This window comes from Saccharothrix violaceirubra, assembly GCF_014203755.1.
Classification (GTDB): domain Bacteria; phylum Actinomycetota; class Actinomycetes; order Mycobacteriales; family Pseudonocardiaceae; genus Actinosynnema; species Actinosynnema violaceirubrum.
Window position 1 is genome coordinate 1,645,987 of the sequence record NZ_JACHJS010000001.1, and the last position, 16,632, is coordinate 1,662,618.

A 16,632-nucleotide genomic window follows, 5' to 3' on the forward strand; every position below is an offset into this window, starting at 1 on the left:
GCCAGGGCAGACTGAGGGCCATGTTGCGAGTCGGTCTTACCGGGGGAATCGGGTCGGGCAAGTCGACGGTGGCCGGGCGGCTCGCCGAGCACGGCGCGGTGGTGGTCGACGCCGACAAGCTCGCCCGCGAGGTCGTCGAACCGGGCACGGACGGGTTGCGGGAGATCGTCTCGGCGTTCGGCGCCGCTGTGCTCGACGGTCGTGGTGCGCTGGATCGGGCCGCGCTCGCGGCGATCGTGTTCAGCGAGGACTCGGCCCGGAACACGCTCAACGGGATCGTGCACCCCAAGGTCCAGGCGCGCACGGCCGAGTTGGTCGACGCCGCGCCCGTCGACGCGATCGTGTTGCACGACGTGCCGCTGCTGGTCGAGAACGGGTACGCGCCCGCCTACCACCTGGTGGTGATCGTGGACGCGGACGTCGAGCAGCGGGTGACCCGGCTGGTCGCCCGCGGGCTGCCCGAGCGGGACGCGCGGAACCGGATCGCCGCGCAGGCCGACGAGACCGCGCGCCGGGCCGTGGCCGACGTGTGGCTGGACAACTCGGGGACGCCGGACCTGGTGCTCGCGGCCGTGGACGAGCTGTGGGCCGACCGGCTCGTGCCCTACGAGGCGAACGTGCGGCACGGGCGGGCCGCGTCGGGGCCGCCGAAGGTGGTCGAGTACGACGGGACGTGGCCCGCGCAGGCGGCGCGGATCGCGGCGCGGATCTCGTTCGCGGCCGGCGGGCGGCACGTCGAGCACATCGGGTCGACGGCCGTGCCGGGGCTGGCCGCCAAGGACGTGCTCGACCTCCAGCTCGGGGTGACGTCCCTGGCCGAGGCCGACGACCTCGCGCCCGCGCTGGCGGCGGCGGGCTTCCCGGCGCTGGGACCGGGGTTCGACTCGGTGCGGTACCCGGACGACGACCCGACGGCGTGGCACAAGCGGTCGCACGCGGGCGCCGACCCGAAGCGCCGGGTGGCGCTGCACGTGCGGGTCGAGGGCGGCCCGGCGTGGACCTGGGCCCTGCGGTTCCGGGACTGGTTGCGCGGCGACGAGTCCGCCCGCACCGAGTACGCGCAGGTCAAGCGGGACCTGTCGACGGCGCACTCCGGCGACCCGGACGGCGTGGCCTACCGTTCGGCCAAGGAACCCTGGCTCGCCGCGGCCACCGCCCGCGCCGACGCCTTCCACGCCCGCCGACCCCGCGAGTCCTCCACTCAGGCACCCTGAACCACGCGTTCGGGCACCTTCGTCCGGGTGACGCCTACACGGCCGGCCAGGTGTCGTAGATGCCCCGGTGGACCAGCCACGAGCCGATGTCGTGCCGGTGCAGGCTCAGGTCCTCCAGGGTGCGGTGCACGGTCCGCAGCGCCTGGTCGGCGTCCTCGGGACCGAGGACGCGCCCGGCCACCGCCGCCGCGAACTCCTCGGCGCAGACGATGCGCGGCGTGGTGCGACCCGGCACGGCCAGGCCCAGCAGCAGGTCCGTGGTCCGCCACGTGCGGCCGTCGACCTCGACGCGCACGGCGGTGATCACGGTCGGTCCGCTGCGGGCGTGCCGAGACCGGGGGCGTTGGTGGGTCAGCCGCACGCCGACGTCCGGCAGCAGCCAGGTGATCTCGGCGTCGACCGACGGGTCCTCGGGGGTGGGGCATTCGAGCCGGAGTCCCCAGTGCTCGACCCGGCATTCGCTCAACGCGCGCGAAGCGCCCGGCGAAAAGCTGCGCACGGCATTGACGGTGTCGACCACGTCGACCAACCGCGGTGTGATGACGGCTCCCACGCGACCCGAGGGTAGCCGCAAGTATGCGGCGGGTAACCGGTCAGGTTGATTTGTTACATCACGTTCTGCGCAACGGTGACCGTCTGTCTCAACTGGAATTGCGCGGCCCTTTCACCGCCAGGTGGTGACCGTGCCGCACGCGGCGAGCCAGCGGACCGCGTCGTGGCCGTGCGCGGCGATCCCGTCGACCGCGCGGTACACGGTCTCGAACGCCCACCGCGCGCGGTCGGGGCGGACGTAGCCCGCCGTGACGGCGGTGAGCAGCTCGTCGGTGTCCAGCACCGTGACGCCCCGACCGGTGCGGACCAGCAGGTCCAGGTAGAGGTCGACGGTCTTCCACACCGAGCCGCCGGAGGTGATCTCGACGATGTCGACGTACAGGTCGTAGTCGGGTTCGTGGCCGGGATGCCAGGACTGCCGGGTCACGCGCAGGCCGTGCGCGGGCAGGAACCACGACTCGAAGTGCGCGAGCCGGGGGTGTCCCGCGACCGGGCGGGACATGTAGAGGCCGTGTCGGGTCAGGCGGAACTCCTCGACGCCCCGGAGGTGTCCCTTCGGGTCGGTGTTGCTCTTCGCGTCGAGGTCGAAGTATTCGATCTTCGGGGGGTGGATGTGAGTTCCCGTCGCGCTCGCCGTCACATCCCGAACTTTAAGCATCCGTGACCCCTGATCGCCTGATTGTGTCACCCGAAAGTGGGAGTGTCGCTTACTCTTCGGCGGTGTTCGGAATCATCAGGCCCTGTCGCAACCGGTTGGCGGACGATCTTCGGGCCTCGTGGCTCGCCCACCTGTGCGGCCTGTGCCTGGCGTTGCGTGACGACCACGGGCACCTCGCCCGGCTCGTGACCAACTACGACGGCCTGGTGATCTCCGCGTTGGTCGAGGCGCAGACCGGACCGTCGCGCCGGTCGGCCGGACCGTGCGCGTTGCGCGGCATGCAGTCGGCCGACGTCGCGGTCGGCACGGGTGCCCGGCTCGCCGCGTCCGTGTCGCTCGTGCTCGCGTCCGCCAAGGTCGGCGACCACGTGGCCGACCGCGACGGCCTGTTCGCCGCCGCGCCCGCCCGGGGCGTCGGCCGCCAGGTCGCCCGCCGCTGGGCGAAGCAGGCCCGCGCCACCGGCGTCGACCTCGGGTTCGACACGTCCGTGCTGGTCGACGCCGTGCTCCGGCAGTCGGACGTCGAGGCGGCGGCCCACCTCGGCAGCCCCGTCCTGGTGGTCACCGAGCCGACCGAGACCGCCGCGGGAGAGGCCGTCGCGGCGAGCGCGCTGCTGTCCGGACGCCCCGGCAACGCGGCGCCCCTGCGCGAGGTCGGCCGGTTGTTCGGCCGGCTCGCGCACCTGATCGACGCCGTGGAGGACCTCGACGCGGACCGCGCGTCCGGCGCCTGGAACCCCCTCCTGGCCACGGGCACGTCGCTCGACGAGGCCCGGCGGCTGTGCGACGACGCGGCGTTGGGCATCAAGCTCGCCTTGGCCGAGGCCGAGTTCGCCGACGACCGGCTGGTCCACCGGCTGCTCGTGCACGAGGTGCGCGAGTCGATCAGGCGCGCGTTCGGCGACCCCCACGGTGCCCACCGGTGCCGGACGGAGCACGACCACGCCGACGAGTGGCGGCCCGGCGGTCCGGCCGGCTACCTGCCGAACGCCCTCGGACACCTCGACGGCCCGGACCCGGTCTCGCCCGATCGGGCGGTCGGAGCGGCGGGTCACCCCGGTCCGGTCCCGTCCGGCCCGCGAGGAGCCGACGGCGTCCGTGACGGGGGAGGTCCGGTGTCGTGGGCGGGAACCGCGGACCACTCCGCACCGGTCGCGGCCGACCGTCGTGACGGGTCGGGTCGTGGGGGAGAAGCCGGCCATCCGCCCTACCAGCCGCCGCCCGGCCACCCGCACCAACCCGGCCACCCGCACCAGCATGGCCACCCGCACCAGCAGGGCCACCACCTCCCGTCCGGTCCGCCGCCGGTCGCGCCGGGGAACACCGGCGGTGGTCCGCCGCCGCGCGAGAAGCCCCGTCGCGGCACCGGCGACTCGCCCGGCAGCGGCCTGTGGTTCTGGCCCAAGCTGGTGCGCCCGCCACGCCCACGGGGTGTGGTCCCGGGCTGCCTGGCCGTCCTCTACCAGTGCGGCACCTGCCAGTACTGCTGTCGCGACCCGTACCCCGGTCCGTGGAGCGGCAAGGCGCGCGAGGCGTGGTGCACCAACTGCGACTGCTGCGACGGGAACTGCGCCAACTGCTGCGACTGCTGCGACTGCAACTGCTGACCGGCGGCGACCGGAAACTGTCGGACCCACGGCGTACCGTCGTGCCCGTGGCTTTCCCAACCGAGATCCCGGTCAAGGCGCACTCGTCCCACCGTCCCGTCGGCGACATCCCCCGCACCGACGGGCGGTTCCGCGTGGTCAGCGAGTACCAGCCGGCGGGCGACCAGCCCGCGGCGATCGCGGAGCTGGAGAAGCGCGTGCGCGCGGGGGAGCGCGACGTGGTGCTGCTGGGCGCCACCGGCACCGGCAAGTCCGCGACCACGGCGTGGCTCGTGGAGAAGGTGCAGCGGCCGACGCTGGTGATGGCGCCGAACAAGACCCTGGCGGCGCAGTTGGCGAACGAGCTGAAGGAGTTCTTCCCCGACAACGCGGTGGAGTACTTCGTCAGCTACTACGACTACTACCAGCCCGAGGCGTACATCCCGCAGACCGACACCTACATCGAGAAGGACTCCTCGATCAACGAGGACGTCGAGCGGTTGCGGCACTCGGCCACGATGAGCCTGCTGACCCGGCGCGACGTGATCGTGGTGGCGTCGGTGTCGTGCATCTACGGCCTGGGCACGCCGCAGTCCTACCTCGACCGGTCGATCCACCTCGAGGTCGGCGGCGAGATCGACCGGGACACGTTCCTGCGCGCGTTGGTCGACGTGCAGTACGCGCGCAACGACATCGCGTTCAACCGGGGCACGTTCCGCGTGCGCGGCGACACCGTGGAGATCATCCCGGCGTACGAGGAGCTGGCCGTGCGGGTCGAGTTCTTCGGCGACGAGATCGACAAGCTGTACTACCTGCACCCGTTGACCGGCGACGTGGTGCGCGAGGTCGAGGAGCTGCGGATCTTCCCGGCGACGCACTACGTGGCCGGTCCCGACCGCATGGAGAAGGCGATCCGGGGCATCGAGGCCGAACTCGCCGACCAGCTCGCGCTGATGGAGCGGCAGGGCAAGCTGCTGGAGGCGCAGCGGCTGCGCATGCGCACCGCCTACGACATCGAGATGATGCGACAGGTCGGGTTCTGCTCGGGCATCGAGAACTACTCGCGGCACATCGACGACCGGGCGGCCGGCACCGCGCCCGCCACGTTGATCGACTACTTCCCGGACGACTTCCTGCTGGTGATCGACGAGTCGCACGTGACCGTGCCGCAGATCGGCGGCATGTTCGAGGGCGACGCGTCCCGCAAGCGCAACCTGGTCGAGCACGGCTTCCGGCTGCCGTCCGCGCTGGACAACCGGCCGCTGACGTGGGAGGAGTTCGCCGACCGCATCGGGCAGACGGTGTACCTGTCCGCGACGCCGGGCCCGTACGAGATGGGCCAGGCCGGCGGTGAGTTCGTCGAGCAGGTCATCCGGCCGACGGGTCTGGTCGACCCGGAGGTCGTGGTCAAGCCGACCGAGGGCCAGATCGACGACCTCGTGCACGAGATCCGCGTGCGGGCCGAACGGGACGAGCGCGTCCTGGTCACCACGTTGACCAAGAAGATGGCCGAGGACCTCACCGACTACCTGCTGGAGCTGGGCATCCGGGTGCGGTACCTGCACTCGGAGGTGGACACGCTGCGACGGGTCGAGCTGCTGCGGCAGTTGCGGTTGGGCGAGTTCGACGTGCTGATCGGCATCAACCTGCTCCGCGAGGGCCTCGACCTGCCCGAGGTGTCGCTGGTGGCGATCCTCGACGCGGACAAGGAGGGTTTCCTGCGGTCGGCCACGAGCCTGATCCAGACGATCGGCCGTGCGGCGCGCAACGTGTCGGGCGAGGTCCACATGTACGCGGACCGGATCACCGACTCGATGCGGCACGCGATCGAGGAGACCAACCGGCGGCGGGAGAAGCAGGTCGCCTACAACACCGAGCGCGGCCTGGACCCGCAGCCGTTGCGCAAGAAGATCACCGACATCCTGGAGCAGGTGTACGCCGAGGCCGAGGACGCCATCGAGCCCGGCGGGTCGGGGCGCAACGCGTCGCGGGGCAAGAAGCCGGCCGGTGAGCCCGGCGGGCGCAGCTCGGGCGTGCTGGTCGACCGGGACACCAGCCGGATGGCGCGGTCGGAGCTGGCCGACCTGGTGCAGCAGCTCACCGACCAGATGATGAACGCGGCCCGCGAGTTGCAGTTCGAGTTGGCGGCCCGCCTGCGCGACGAGATCCAGGACCTGAAGAAGGAACTGCGCGGCATGGACGCCGCCGGGGTGAAGTGATCCCTCCGGATCGGACCGGCGGGTGGCCGGGCCACCGGTCGACCGGTCGGTCGGTGTTCGCCGGACGGTCGGTGGGCCGGGTCGTCGGTGGTCTGGACGGTCGGTGTGGGGCGGGCCCGGAGGCGGGTTCGCGTGGAGAACGGGGAACGGGCGCGTGCGGCTCGACGAAGTGATCGGTCACTGTCTGGGCAAGCCGGGCGCCGAGGAGACCTACCCCTGGGGTGAGTCGGAACTGGTCGTGAAGGTGGGTGGCAAGGCGTTCGCGTTCATCGCGCTGGAGGCCGCCACCGTCGGGGTGAAGTGCGGGGTCGACGCCGAGGCCGCCTCGCCGTGGCGGGAGCGGTTCCCGGACGCGATCACGGTCAGCGCCTACATCGGGCGCTACGGGTGGAACCGGATCGACCTGGACAAGGGCGTACCCGAGGACGAGGTGCTGGAGCTGCTCGACCTGTCCTACGACTCCGTGGTGGCGAAACTGCCGAAGTCCAAACGGCCCTGAGGGTCCGGGGTCGGCCGTGCGGCCGACCCCGGACCGGTCAGCTCGTGATGTCCTTGCGGGCGAACCCGCGCGCGGCCAGCAGCGTGAAGAACGCGCCGTAGGCCAAGGACGAGAAGACGCCCTTCGCCGGCTGGGACCAGTCGATGTCGGTCGACAGCAGGTCGGCCCAGGCCAACGAGTAGTGCGTGGGCAGGTAGTTCCGCAGGTCCTCCAACGCGGTGATCTGGTCGAGGATCTGCGACAGGATCGCCGCCAGCACCGCGCCGCCGACCGCGCCCAGCGGCGCGTCGGTCGACACGCTCAGGAACAGCGCCAGCCCCGCCACCCAGAACAGCTGGATCGCGATGTAGACCACCGACAGGGCCACGCCCGCCACGCCCTGGCCGAACGGCGCGGCCTCGCCGGTCGGCGACACCACCTCGCCGGCGCCGTACCAGACCACGCCCACGGCCAACGCGACCGTCGGCAGCAGCACCAGCGCCAGCAGGGACAGCAGGCCGGACGCCAGCGCCTTCTGCCGCAGCAGCCGGTGTCGCGGCACCGGCGCGGCGAGCAGGTACTTCAGGCTCGACCACGACGCCTCGCTGGCGATCGTGTCCCCGAAGAACAGCGCGACGATCATCGGCAGCAGGAACCCCGCGCTGACGAACAGGGTCAGCACCACGAAGTTGACGCCACCGGCCGTGGCCAGGTCGACGAAACCGCCCGCCCGCCGGTTGGGCGACGACTCGCCCAGTTCGAACGCCACCACCAGGATCACCGGCAGCAGCACCAGGAACCCCAGCAGGAGCTGGGTCCGCCGGCGGCGGAGCTGGCGGGCCAGCTCCACGCGCAACGGCAGCGTCCGCCCCGCCTTGTAGCCGACGATCGACCCGTCGGGTGCCACGGCGCCGTGCTCGTGCTCGGCGGCCTCCGCGAGGTCGGCCACCGCGTGCGGATCGGTGTGCACCCCGTTCGTGCTCATTCGCCCACCAACTCCAGGAACGCGTCTTCGAGCCGTCGGCGCGGACCGGCCTGGTCCACCTCGACGCCCGCTGCCACCAGTGCCTTCAACGCCTCGGCCCGCGGCGTGCCGTTGAGGCTCGCGTGCACCTGGTCGCCGTCCACGTGCACGTTGTGCACGCCGTCCAGGTCGCCGAGCACGGTCGCCGCCTCGGCGGGCCGGTCGACGCGGAACGTCGCCTCGCCGCCGCCCGTCGCGACCTCCTCGACCGGCCCGGCCGCGACCAGGGCGCCCTTGTGCATCACGACCACGTGGCTGCACGTCTGCTCCACCTCGGCCAGCAGGTGGGAGGAGACCAGGACCGTGCGCCCGGCCGCCGCGTAGCGCCGCAGCACCTCGCGCATCTGGTGGATCTGGGGCGGGTCGAGCCCGTTGGCGGGTTCGTCGAGCACCAGCAGGTCCGGCAGGCCGAGCATGGCCTGGGCGATCGCGAGCCGCTGCCGCATGCCCTGGCTGTACGTGCGGACGCGCCGGTCGATCGCGTCGCCCAGGCCCGCGATCTCCAACGCCTCCGCGACGTGGGCCTGTTCCGCCGGACGACCGGTCGCGGCCCAGTACAGGCGCAGGTTCGCCGCGCCCGACAGGTGCGGCAGGAAGCCCGAACCCTCGACGAACGACCCGATGCGCGACAGCACCGGCGCCCCGGGGCGCACCCGGTGGCCGAAGACGCGGATCGTGCCGTCGGTCGGCTGGATCAGGCCCATGAGCATGCGCAACGTCGTGGTCTTGCCCGCGCCGTTGGGGCCGAGCAGACCCAGGACCTGGCCGTGCTCGACCCTGAACGACAGGTCGTTCACGGCCCGCAGGCCGCCGGGGTAGGACTTGGTCAGACCTTCGATGACGAGCGGGACGCGTGCCAGTTCCGGGTCGAGGTCGGCGGTCAGCCGGCGGCGGAACCAGGCGATCACGGCCGCCGCCAGGCAGGCCAGCAGCACGACCGCGATGCCCCACAGGGCGGTCGCGGGCACCTCGCTGGTGGCGTTCACGCCGGGCACCACGGGCACCGAGAGGTCCGGCGCGGCCAACGAGATCCGGTACGCGGCGGGCTCGACGGCGTTGGCGTACGCCTGGTCGGTGGTCGAGACGACCAGTTGGAAGCGGTGGCCGCCCTCGACCGGGCGCACGATGCCGGGCAACGTCACGGTCACCTCGACCGGCGAGCCGTCGGCCGGGAGACCGCGTACCCGGATCGGCGCCACGGCCGAGCCGGGCAGCGTGCGGGACTGCTCGCCGTCGGTGTCGTAGAGCTTGGCGAACAGCACGGCCTCGGCCGGGCCGGTGGCCGCGCTGCCCTGCGGCCCGGTCACCGCCGACACCCGCAATCGCACGGTCGCCGCGCCGGTCACCAGGATCTGCGACGCCACCTCGGCGGAGGTGAACGTGGCCGCCTGGCCGGGCACGTCCAGCGACAGCCGGGACGACAGCGCGCTCGACCGCGAGACCACCGAGCCCAGGCCGGGCAGGCCGCTCACGGCCGCCGGGTTGCCGCCCGCCGGGTTCACGACCACCTGCTCGTCGCCGTCGAGCGCCACGGCCCGCCGCCCGGTGCCCGGCCGTCCTTGGAGCCCGGGGTAGTCGCCGGCGACGACCGTGCGCAGGGACTGGGCGCCGCTGCTGCGGAACGCGCCGACGACCGTGTACTCGAACCCGGTGCCGGGGTCGGTGCCCCGGCCGTCCAGGTGGTAGGCCAGCCAGTCGGCGATCCGGGCGCGCAGTTCGGGTCCGGGCGAGCCGCCGTCGTGGCCGCCGGAGTACCAGATCGTCTTGACCTTGGTGCCGTTCGCGGAGATCTGCCGGGCGTTGGCGTCGGCCTGGTCGAGCCCGAACAGCGTGTCCTGCTCGCCCTGCACCAGCAGCGTCGGCGCGGTGATCGACCCGGCGACGGTCGCGGGCGACGCGCGGCGCAGCACGTCGAGGGTCGTGCGACCGGCCTTGCCCGTGGTCGCGACCTCGGTGTACGCGGCGCACACGGTCGGTGCGAACCGGCCGCACGACCCGTTCGTCGGCGTCCGCGGCGTCGTCGGGCGCTCGGTGCCCGTCCCGGTCTGCGGGACCTCGGCGGCCTGCTGCCCGTCGTCGTCCCGACCGGGTTCGGCCGCCTCCTGACCGGGACTGGCCAGGTCGCCGCCGGTGAGCCCGGCCGCGAAGAAGATGCCCGCCCACGAGCGCTTGAACACGCCGTCGTCGGCGAACGCGCCGGGTGCCGGGGTCGTGGTGTCGACGTCCGTGGTGCTCGCCGCGTTGGGCAGCAGGGCCTGGGTCAGGTCGTTGAACGTGATCACCGGCGCGATCGTGTCGACCCGCTTGTCCACGCCCGCGAGCGACAGCGCCAGGGCGCCGCCGTAGGACCCGCCGGTCACGCCCACCTTCGGGTCGCCGGGGCCGTCGGTGCGGACCTCCTCGCGGGTGGCCAGCCAGTCCAGCAGCTTCCGCGCGTCCTGGACCTCGTGGTCGAGCGAGTTCAGCTCGATCTGCCCGGCGCTGCGGCCGAAACCGCGCGCGGACCAGGTCAGGACGACGAAGCCGGCGCGGGCGAGCTCGGTCGCCTGGGTGGTCACGCTCGCCTTGCCGCCGCCGAACCCGTGTGCCAGCAGCACGGCGGGCGCGGGGGTGCGCGTCGGCAGGTACAGGGTGGTGTCGATGCCGATGGTCCGGTCGCTGTCCGGACTCTCCGGGACGTCGATCACCGCGTCGCGGGTGCTCACCGGGACGGGGTCGTCGCCCTGGCGCGTCCAGACCACGACGGCGCCCACCAGGGCGACCACGAGGACGAGCGCGGGGAGCGACCACCTGCCGCGGAGGCGGGAGGAGAGGGCCACCTCATGACCTTAGAGTGGCGACCGCCACCGGGCCGGTTTTGCTGAGAATCGGACATCCGTGCCTCAGCTCACGTACCGGTCTCGGGTGGGTCCGGTCACCCTCGGGTGGCGCGGAGGCGGGCTCATACCCGAGACTGGTAGCCGTACATGGAGGGGAGTACTCCCTAAGCGGCGGTGCCGTCAGCACGGAACCCAACGGCGGGTTCCCGGTTCCGTCGGCCAGGTCCGATCATCGGACGGGTGGAGGAGACCTCCGGTCATTGGCATGCGCGTGTGCCAAGAACCGGAGGGTTGCTCAATGGCTGTTCCCGCGTGGTTGTGGATCGCGACGATCGTCGGTTTGCTGGTGTTGCTCGCGGTCGACCTCGTGATCGTCGACCGGAAACCGCATGAGGTCACGATCGGGGAAGCCGGCCGCTGGGTGACCTTCTACGTGGCCGTCGCCGTGGCGTTCGGTCTGGGCATCTGGTACTTCGCCGGCGGTACGCCCGCGGGCGAGTTCTTCGCCGGGTACATCACCGAGTACTCGCTCAGCGTCGACAACCTGTTCATCTTCTTGATCATCATGACGACGTTCAAGGTGCCCGCGATCCACCAGCACAAGGTGCTGTTGATCGGCATCCTGATGGCGTTGGTGATGCGCGGCGTGTTCATCGCGCTCGGCGCGACCATGATCGCGCAGTTCTCGTGGGTGTTCTACATCTTCGGCGCGTTCCTCATCTACACCGGCTACAAGCTCGTGCGCACCGACCACGACGACGAGTCCGAGGAGTTCAAGGAGAACGCGGCGCTGCGCGTGGTCCGCAAGGTCTTCCCGGTGACCGACGCCTACCACGGGGCGAAGTCGTTCCTGAAGATCGACGGTCGCCGGTACGTGACGCCGATGTTCATCGTGATGGTCGCGATCGGTACGACCGACCTGCTGTTCGCGCTCGACTCGATCCCGGCGATCTTCGGTCTGACCAAGGAACCTTTCCTGGTCTTCACCGCCAACGCGTTCGCGCTCATGGGTCTGCGCCAGTTGTACTTCCTGCTCGGCGGCCTGCTCAGCAAGCTGGTCTACCTGTCCATCGGCCTGTCGGTGATCCTCGGTTTCATCGGCGTGAAGCTGATCCTGGAAGCGCTGCACACGAACTCGCTGCCGTTCCTGAACGACGGGCAGCCGCTCGACGTCCCGGTCATCGGGATCGGCCTGTCGCTTTCCGTGATCGTGGGTGTACTCGCCATTACCACGATCGCCTCGCTCATCAAGGTGAAGCGCGATCCGGAGGCCGTGAAGCAGGTCGGCGCGTGATTTCTGTGAGCGTCAAAATCTCGTAAGCCTTGCTAAGAACAAGTCGGGGTAACGTCCCTGGACGTGCGCCCCGATGACCTTCCGTCGCTGACCCTTCCCGGCTCCGTCTCGGTGCGAGGCGACCTCGTCCTGGTCGACGTCTCGACACCGGACGTCGGCGCGAACGCCTACCGCGGCGCGCTGCACCGCGTCGCGCTCGACGGTTCGGGCGCGCACCGCTACACGTGGGGCGAACGCGACCTGGCTCCCCGGCTCTCGCCGGACGGCGGCCGGGTCGCGTTCCTCCGGGTGCCGGGGGAGGGGAAGGCGCCGCAGCTGTACGTGATGCCCGCGGCCGGCGGCGACGCCCGGCGGCTCACGGACCTGGTCCTGGGCGCGGGCGTGCCGGTGTGGTCGCCGGACTCGCGCACGCTGGCGTTCGTCGCGCGCGTCCCCGAACCCGGCCGTTACGGCTCGGAACTCGACGGCGTGACACCGACCCCCGACGCCGAGGCGCCCCGGCACATCACCCGGCTCGACTACCGGTTCGACGACATCGGCTTCACCGGCGACCGGCCGGCGCGCCTGTTCACCGTCGACGCGCTCGACCCCGACGCCCGGCCGGTCGAGTTGACCGACGGCACGGTCGACGTCGCCGACCCGGCGTGGTCGGCCGACGGCACGCGACTGCTGTTCGTCGCCGACCGCGACCTCGGCGTCGAGGAGACGCTGGAGTCCGACGTCTACTCCGTCCCCGCGGCCGGCGGCGAGGCCGAACTCCTGGTCCGCACCCAGGGCGACGCCGCGTTCCCCGTCGGCCTGCCCGACGGCGGCGTGCTGTTCTACGGCATCGAGGCGCACGGCGGCACCGGCATCGCCCGCAACCTCGGCCTGTGGCGGTGGACCCGCGCGGGCGGCGCGGTGCGGATCACCGACACCGAGACCGTCGACTGCGAGAAGCTCTCCGGCCCGCCCGTGGTCACCGACGACGGCGTGCTCGTGGCCGTGCGCGACCGGGGCGCCGTGCAGTTGCGGCGCGTGCCGCTCGACGGCGTCGGCTGCCCGCTCGACCACCTCGAACTGCTCGCCGGCGACCGGGCGCACGTGAAGTCGTTCGCCGCCGACGGCGACCTGGTCGTGGCCGTGGTGAGCACGCCGGACAACACCGGCGAGGTGGTGCGCCTCGGTACCGGGCCGCTGACCGCCCTCGGCGGCGCGGTGAAGGCGCACGAGGTCGTCGAGCTGTCCGGGTCGGCGTCCGACGGCTACCCGGTGCACGGGTGGCTCGTGCTGCCCGACGGCGAGGGGCCGCACCCGGTCGTGCTGGCCGTGCACGGCGGGCCGTTCATGTTCCACGGCTGGGGTTTCTGGGACGAGGCCCAGGTCTACGCGGGCGCGGGGTACGCGGTCGTGCTGCCCAACCCGCGCGGGTCGGCGGGCTACGGGCAGGAGCACGGCCGGGCGGTGATCGGCCGGTTCGGCACGGTCGACGTCGACGACGTGCTGTCCGTGCTCGACGTGGCGCTGGAACGCGACGACCTCGACGCGGACCGGGTCGGCGTGATGGGCGGGTCCTACGGCGGGTTCATGACCTCGTGGCTGGCCGCGCACCACGGCGAGCGGTTCCGGGCGGCGTGGAGCGAACGCGCGGTCAACGCGTGGGACTCGTTCGGCGGCTCGTCGGACATCGGCTGGTACTTCGCGGACGCCTACTGCGGGCCGAACCTGGAGACGCAGCGCGCGATGAGCCCGTTGACCTACGCGGAGAAGATCTCGATCCCGTTCATGGTCGCGCACTCCGAGCACGACTGGCGGTGCCCGCTGGAGCAGGCGCAGCGCATGTTCGTGGCGTTGCGGCGCAACGGGGTCGAGGCCGAGCTGCTGCTGTTCCCCGGCGAGGGCCACGAGCTGACCCGGTCGGGCAAACCGCGCCACCGCGCGCAGCGGTTCGCCCACGTGCTCTCGTGGTGGGGCCGCCACCTCGACTGATTCCAAACCGGGGTGAAAGCCCCGTTGTGCCTCCCGGCCACCACGCGACGCGGCAGACTGGCGCGCAGCGCGCGGAGGAGGTCGTGATGGAGCCGAAGACACCGGGGACCTTCGTCGAAGGGCTGACGCCCGACGACCGTTCGGCGCTGCTCGCGTTGGGCGTGGAGAAGGCATACCGGCAGGGCGACGTCATGCTGCGCGAGGGCGAGCGCACCGACCACGTGGTCCTGTTGCTGCGCGCGATCGTGAAGGTGACCCGGACGCTGGACAACGGCCGGTTCGCGCTGCTCAACATCAAGATCGGCGGCGACCTGGTCGGCGAGATGGCCGCGCTGAGCGGGGATCCCCGGTCGGCGACCGTGACCGCGTGCGCCGAGTCGCGCGTGCGGATCGTCACCGCGGCCGACTTCCGGCGCTACCTGGCCGACTCGCCGGGCGCGCACCTCGCCCTGGACCGGATGATCATGCGCACCCTGATGTGGGCGGACAAGCGGCGCGTGGACTTCAGCTGTTTCACCGCGCAGGTCCGATTGGCCCGAGTGCTGTCCGAGCTGGCCGAGGGGTACGGGCGGACCGTGCCGCAGGGCGTGATGATCGACCTCGGCCTGACCCAGAAGGAGGTCGGCGCGTTGATCGGTGTGGAAGAGGACACGGCACGCAAGGAACTGCGTGCGTTGCGTGATCGCGGAGTCGTGCGGATGGGGTATCGGACCCAGACGATCGTGGACGCACGGGCGTTGGGCCGGATCGCGGAAGGTTCGTGGGAAACCCGGTGAATCCGCTACTTCCCCCCGGTGGTGCGGCGGATGCTGGACCCGTGACGCCGCAACTGTTCGACGGACTTGTCTACCGCCTCCTCGTCGCGGTCGACGTGGAGGGCTACAGCCGCCTCGACGCCCTGGAGCAGTCCCGAGTCCAGTCCAGGCTGGGCGAGGTGCTCGACGTGGCCGCCGCCGACTGCGGGCTCGACCGGTCGGGGTGGTACCGGCAGCCGCGTGGCGACGGCGAGTTGGCCGTGCTGCCCGCCGACGTGGACACCGCGTGGGTCGTGGGCGCGTTCACGGACTGCCTCGCGTCCGCGCTCGCCGGACTGCGCACGGCGGGCACGCCGTTGCGGATGCGCGTGGCGATGCACTGCGGACCGCTGATCCCGGGGCGGTTCGGGGTGGTGGGCGACGCGCCGATCGTGACGTCGCGGCTGCTCGACGCGCAGGTGGTGCGGCGGACGTTGGCCGAGTGCGGCGACGACCTGGTGCTCGTGATCTCCCGGCAGCTCTACGACGACGTGGTGCGGACCCGGTTCCACGACCTGGACCCGGGGCGGTTCCGGGCCACCAGGTTCTCGACCAAGGGCCGGTCCTACGCGGGATATCTGTGCGCGGGGGCCGCCCGGTCGCCGGTCAAGTCCTGAACGGCATTCACGGAACCGGTAGCGGGAGCGAGCGCGGGTGGGGCACCCTTCGACCATGCGATGGACCGTGCGCGTCGGCAGGCCCGACGACGCCCCGGAGATCGCCAGGATCAACGTCGACGCCTGGCAGCACTCCTACCGGGGCATCGTGGACGACCCGGTGCTCGACCGGATGCTGCCGGAGAGCCGACTGCCGGCGTTGACCCGGGTACTGCGGTTGCCGGAACCGAGTCGGGTGTTCGTCGCGGTGGACGAGGACGGGACGATCGGGGCGTACTGCGCGGTGGACGCGGTGCGCGAGGGCGACGACGCCCATCCCGATCTGCACACCGGTGAGCTGGTGGCGATCTATGCCGATCCCCGGGTGCATGGGACGGGTGCGGGGCACGTGGTGCACGAGGCCGGGGTGAAGCACCTGGTGGATCAGGGGTTCCGGTACGCGGTGCTGTGGGTTTTCCAGGACAACGCGCGTAGTCGGGCCTTTTACGAGGAGCATGGGTGGCGGCACGACGGGTTGGTGCATCGGTACGAGTTGGCCGGGTCTCATCTGCCTGAGGTGCGGTACGGGCGGTTCTTGCCGGTGCCTCGGCGGCGGGCCCAGTCCAGTTCGGTGTAGGGGCTTCTGCCCGTGGCTTTGCGTTCCCGAACGCGCGAGTTATGCGTTCGGACACCGCGAGTTGTGCACTCGGACACCGCGAGTCGTGCGTTCGGGCATCCTGAGTTCGTAGTGCTGTCCGGTGATGTGTCGGATCAGCCCAGGAGGGTGTAGTTCAGGTCCTCGCAGACTCGGGCCAGTGGCAGGTCCAGACCCGGGTGTTCCAACGGGAGCAGGACGTCGGGTGCGGCGGGCAGGCCGGTGCCGCCGGGTGGGTCCCACAGGCAGATCGCGGGGTCGCCGGAGTCCATCGACGAGCGGTACCACAGGCCGTCCAACTCGGGATATGCCGCGCGGATCGCGCGGGCCCAGGCCTGGGTCAGGTGTTTGGGGCCCGAAGAGATCTCCTGGGACGCCCCGACGCGGGTCGGCCAGAGGCCGGTCAGGTCGAGTAGGCGCAGGGTCCTGCGTGGTCTCAGGATCACCATGAACGGGCTGCGGGTGCGGCGGTCCACCACCGACGTGGCCTGGAAGACCTCGGCCACCGACGTTCTCACGGTGAGACCGAAGTACAGCACACCCTGGTCCGGCGCGTGGACGAACGAGCCGTCCGGTGCGCCGATCTGGGTGTCGAAGCGGGCGTGCGGCAGTGGGCCGGTGTAGCGGAAGCTGTTCCAGCGCTGCGGGTGCAGGCCCTTGGCCGTGAAGATGCGGACCATCCGGGTGGCGCGGTGCACCGCGACGACGTCCTCGGTGCGGCGCAGCGAAGCCTGGAGCACGGCCGGGGCCGGCGGCAGGGGGAGTCGGGACACGT

Annotated in this window: 14 protein-coding genes; 9 read left to right on the plus strand and 5 right to left on the minus strand. The window is 71.7% G+C overall.

Annotated elements, in window-relative coordinates:
* Positions 1-20: 20 nt before the first annotated feature.
* Complete coding sequence (coaE, locus tag F4559_RS08260; protein WP_184667230.1) at positions 21-1,214, plus strand: dephospho-CoA kinase; 1,194 nt, start codon at positions 21-23, stop codon at positions 1,212-1,214.
* A 34-nt stretch (positions 1,215-1,248) separates the two neighbouring features.
* Here coaE and F4559_RS08265 read toward each other — a convergent pair whose 3' ends face one another.
* Both F4559_RS08265 and F4559_RS08270 read right to left on the minus strand, forming a co-directional pair.
* The gene (locus F4559_RS08265) at positions 1,249-1,767 is read right to left on the minus strand and encodes a ribonuclease FAU-1 family protein (protein WP_184667232.1); all 519 of its coding nucleotides are present in this window, start codon (positions 1,765-1,767) and stop codon (positions 1,249-1,251) included.
* 111 nt (positions 1,768-1,878) lie between these two features.
* Complete coding sequence (locus tag F4559_RS08270; RefSeq protein WP_312865524.1) at positions 1,879-2,406, minus strand: ribonuclease FAU-1 family protein; 528 nt, start codon at positions 2,404-2,406, stop codon at positions 1,879-1,881.
* A gap of 80 nt (positions 2,407-2,486) precedes the next feature.
* On the opposite strand from F4559_RS08270, the gene F4559_RS08275 reads away from it, so the two are divergent.
* The 3 genes from F4559_RS08275 (at position 2,487) to F4559_RS08285 (ending at position 6,728) form a co-directional block, all read left to right on the plus strand.
* On the plus strand, positions 2,487-4,031 hold the full coding sequence (locus F4559_RS08275; RefSeq protein WP_184667236.1) for a DUF5685 family protein: 1,545 nt from the start codon (positions 2,487-2,489) through the stop codon (positions 4,029-4,031).
* A 47-nt stretch (positions 4,032-4,078) separates the two neighbouring features.
* Entirely contained in the window at positions 4,079-6,229 is a 2,151-nt protein-coding gene (uvrB, locus tag F4559_RS08280) for an excinuclease ABC subunit UvrB (protein ID WP_312865985.1), read from the plus strand.
* A 154-nt stretch (positions 6,230-6,383) separates the two neighbouring features.
* Positions 6,384-6,728, plus strand: coding sequence for an MmcQ/YjbR family DNA-binding protein (locus F4559_RS08285; RefSeq protein ID WP_184667238.1), 345 nt, complete (start codon positions 6,384-6,386; stop codon positions 6,726-6,728).
* A gap of 37 nt (positions 6,729-6,765) precedes the next feature.
* Here F4559_RS08285 and F4559_RS08290 read toward each other — a convergent pair whose 3' ends face one another.
* Both F4559_RS08290 and F4559_RS08295 read right to left on the minus strand, forming a co-directional pair.
* Positions 6,766-7,692, minus strand: coding sequence for an ABC transporter permease (locus F4559_RS08290; RefSeq protein ID WP_184667241.1), 927 nt, complete (start codon positions 7,690-7,692; stop codon positions 6,766-6,768).
* Positions 7,689-10,550 (minus strand): alpha/beta fold hydrolase, encoded by a 2,862-nt coding sequence (locus tag F4559_RS08295; RefSeq protein WP_184667244.1) that lies wholly within the window; start codon positions 10,548-10,550, stop codon positions 7,689-7,691. Before F4559_RS08295 ends, F4559_RS08290 begins: the two co-directional genes overlap by 4 nt.
* A 298-nt stretch (positions 10,551-10,848) precedes the next feature.
* Between F4559_RS08295 and F4559_RS08300 the strand changes: the two genes are divergently transcribed.
* The 5 genes from F4559_RS08300 (at position 10,849) to F4559_RS08320 (ending at position 15,839) form a co-directional block, all read left to right on the plus strand.
* Positions 10,849-11,844 (plus strand): TerC family protein, encoded by a 996-nt coding sequence (locus tag F4559_RS08300; protein WP_184667246.1) that lies wholly within the window; start codon positions 10,849-10,851, stop codon positions 11,842-11,844.
* A 63-nt stretch (positions 11,845-11,907) separates the two neighbouring features.
* The gene (locus F4559_RS08305) at positions 11,908-13,812 is read left to right on the plus strand and encodes a S9 family peptidase (RefSeq protein ID WP_184667249.1); all 1,905 of its coding nucleotides are present in this window, start codon (positions 11,908-11,910) and stop codon (positions 13,810-13,812) included.
* A gap of 86 nt (positions 13,813-13,898) precedes the next feature.
* Positions 13,899-14,588: a Crp/Fnr family transcriptional regulator gene (locus F4559_RS08310; protein WP_184667251.1), complete on the plus strand. Its 690-nt coding sequence runs from the start codon at positions 13,899-13,901 to the stop codon at positions 14,586-14,588.
* Between the two features lie 41 nt (positions 14,589-14,629).
* A complete protein-coding gene (locus F4559_RS08315) occupies positions 14,630-15,223 on the plus strand; it encodes a nucleotidyl cyclase domain-containing protein (protein ID WP_184667253.1) in 594 nt (197 codons plus the stop codon).
* Between the two features lie 55 nt (positions 15,224-15,278).
* Positions 15,279-15,839: a GNAT family N-acetyltransferase gene (locus F4559_RS08320; protein ID WP_184667255.1), complete on the plus strand. Its 561-nt coding sequence runs from the start codon at positions 15,279-15,281 to the stop codon at positions 15,837-15,839.
* Between the two features lie 134 nt (positions 15,840-15,973).
* Here F4559_RS08320 and F4559_RS08325 read toward each other — a convergent pair whose 3' ends face one another.
* On the minus strand, positions 15,974-16,630 hold the full coding sequence (locus tag F4559_RS08325) for an RES family NAD+ phosphorylase (RefSeq protein WP_184667256.1): 657 nt from the start codon (positions 16,628-16,630) through the stop codon (positions 15,974-15,976).
* Between the last annotated feature and the right edge of the window lie 2 nt (positions 16,631-16,632).

Bases quoted from the DNA above. Each gene is read 5' to 3' on its own strand.
- coaE (WP_184667230.1), top strand. From the start codon at position 21: ATGTTGCGAGTCGGTCTTACCGGGGGAATCGGGTCGGGCAAGTCGACG.
- F4559_RS08290 (WP_184667241.1), bottom strand. From the start codon at position 7,692: ATGAGCACGAACGGGGTGCACACCGATCCGCACGCGGTGGCCGACCTC.
- F4559_RS08300 (WP_184667246.1), top strand. From the start codon at position 10,849: ATGGCTGTTCCCGCGTGGTTGTGGATCGCGACGATCGTCGGTTTGCTG.
- F4559_RS08310 (WP_184667251.1), top strand. From the start codon at position 13,899: ATGGAGCCGAAGACACCGGGGACCTTCGTCGAAGGGCTGACGCCCGAC.
- F4559_RS08320 (WP_184667255.1), top strand. From the start codon at position 15,279: ATGCGATGGACCGTGCGCGTCGGCAGGCCCGACGACGCCCCGGAGATC.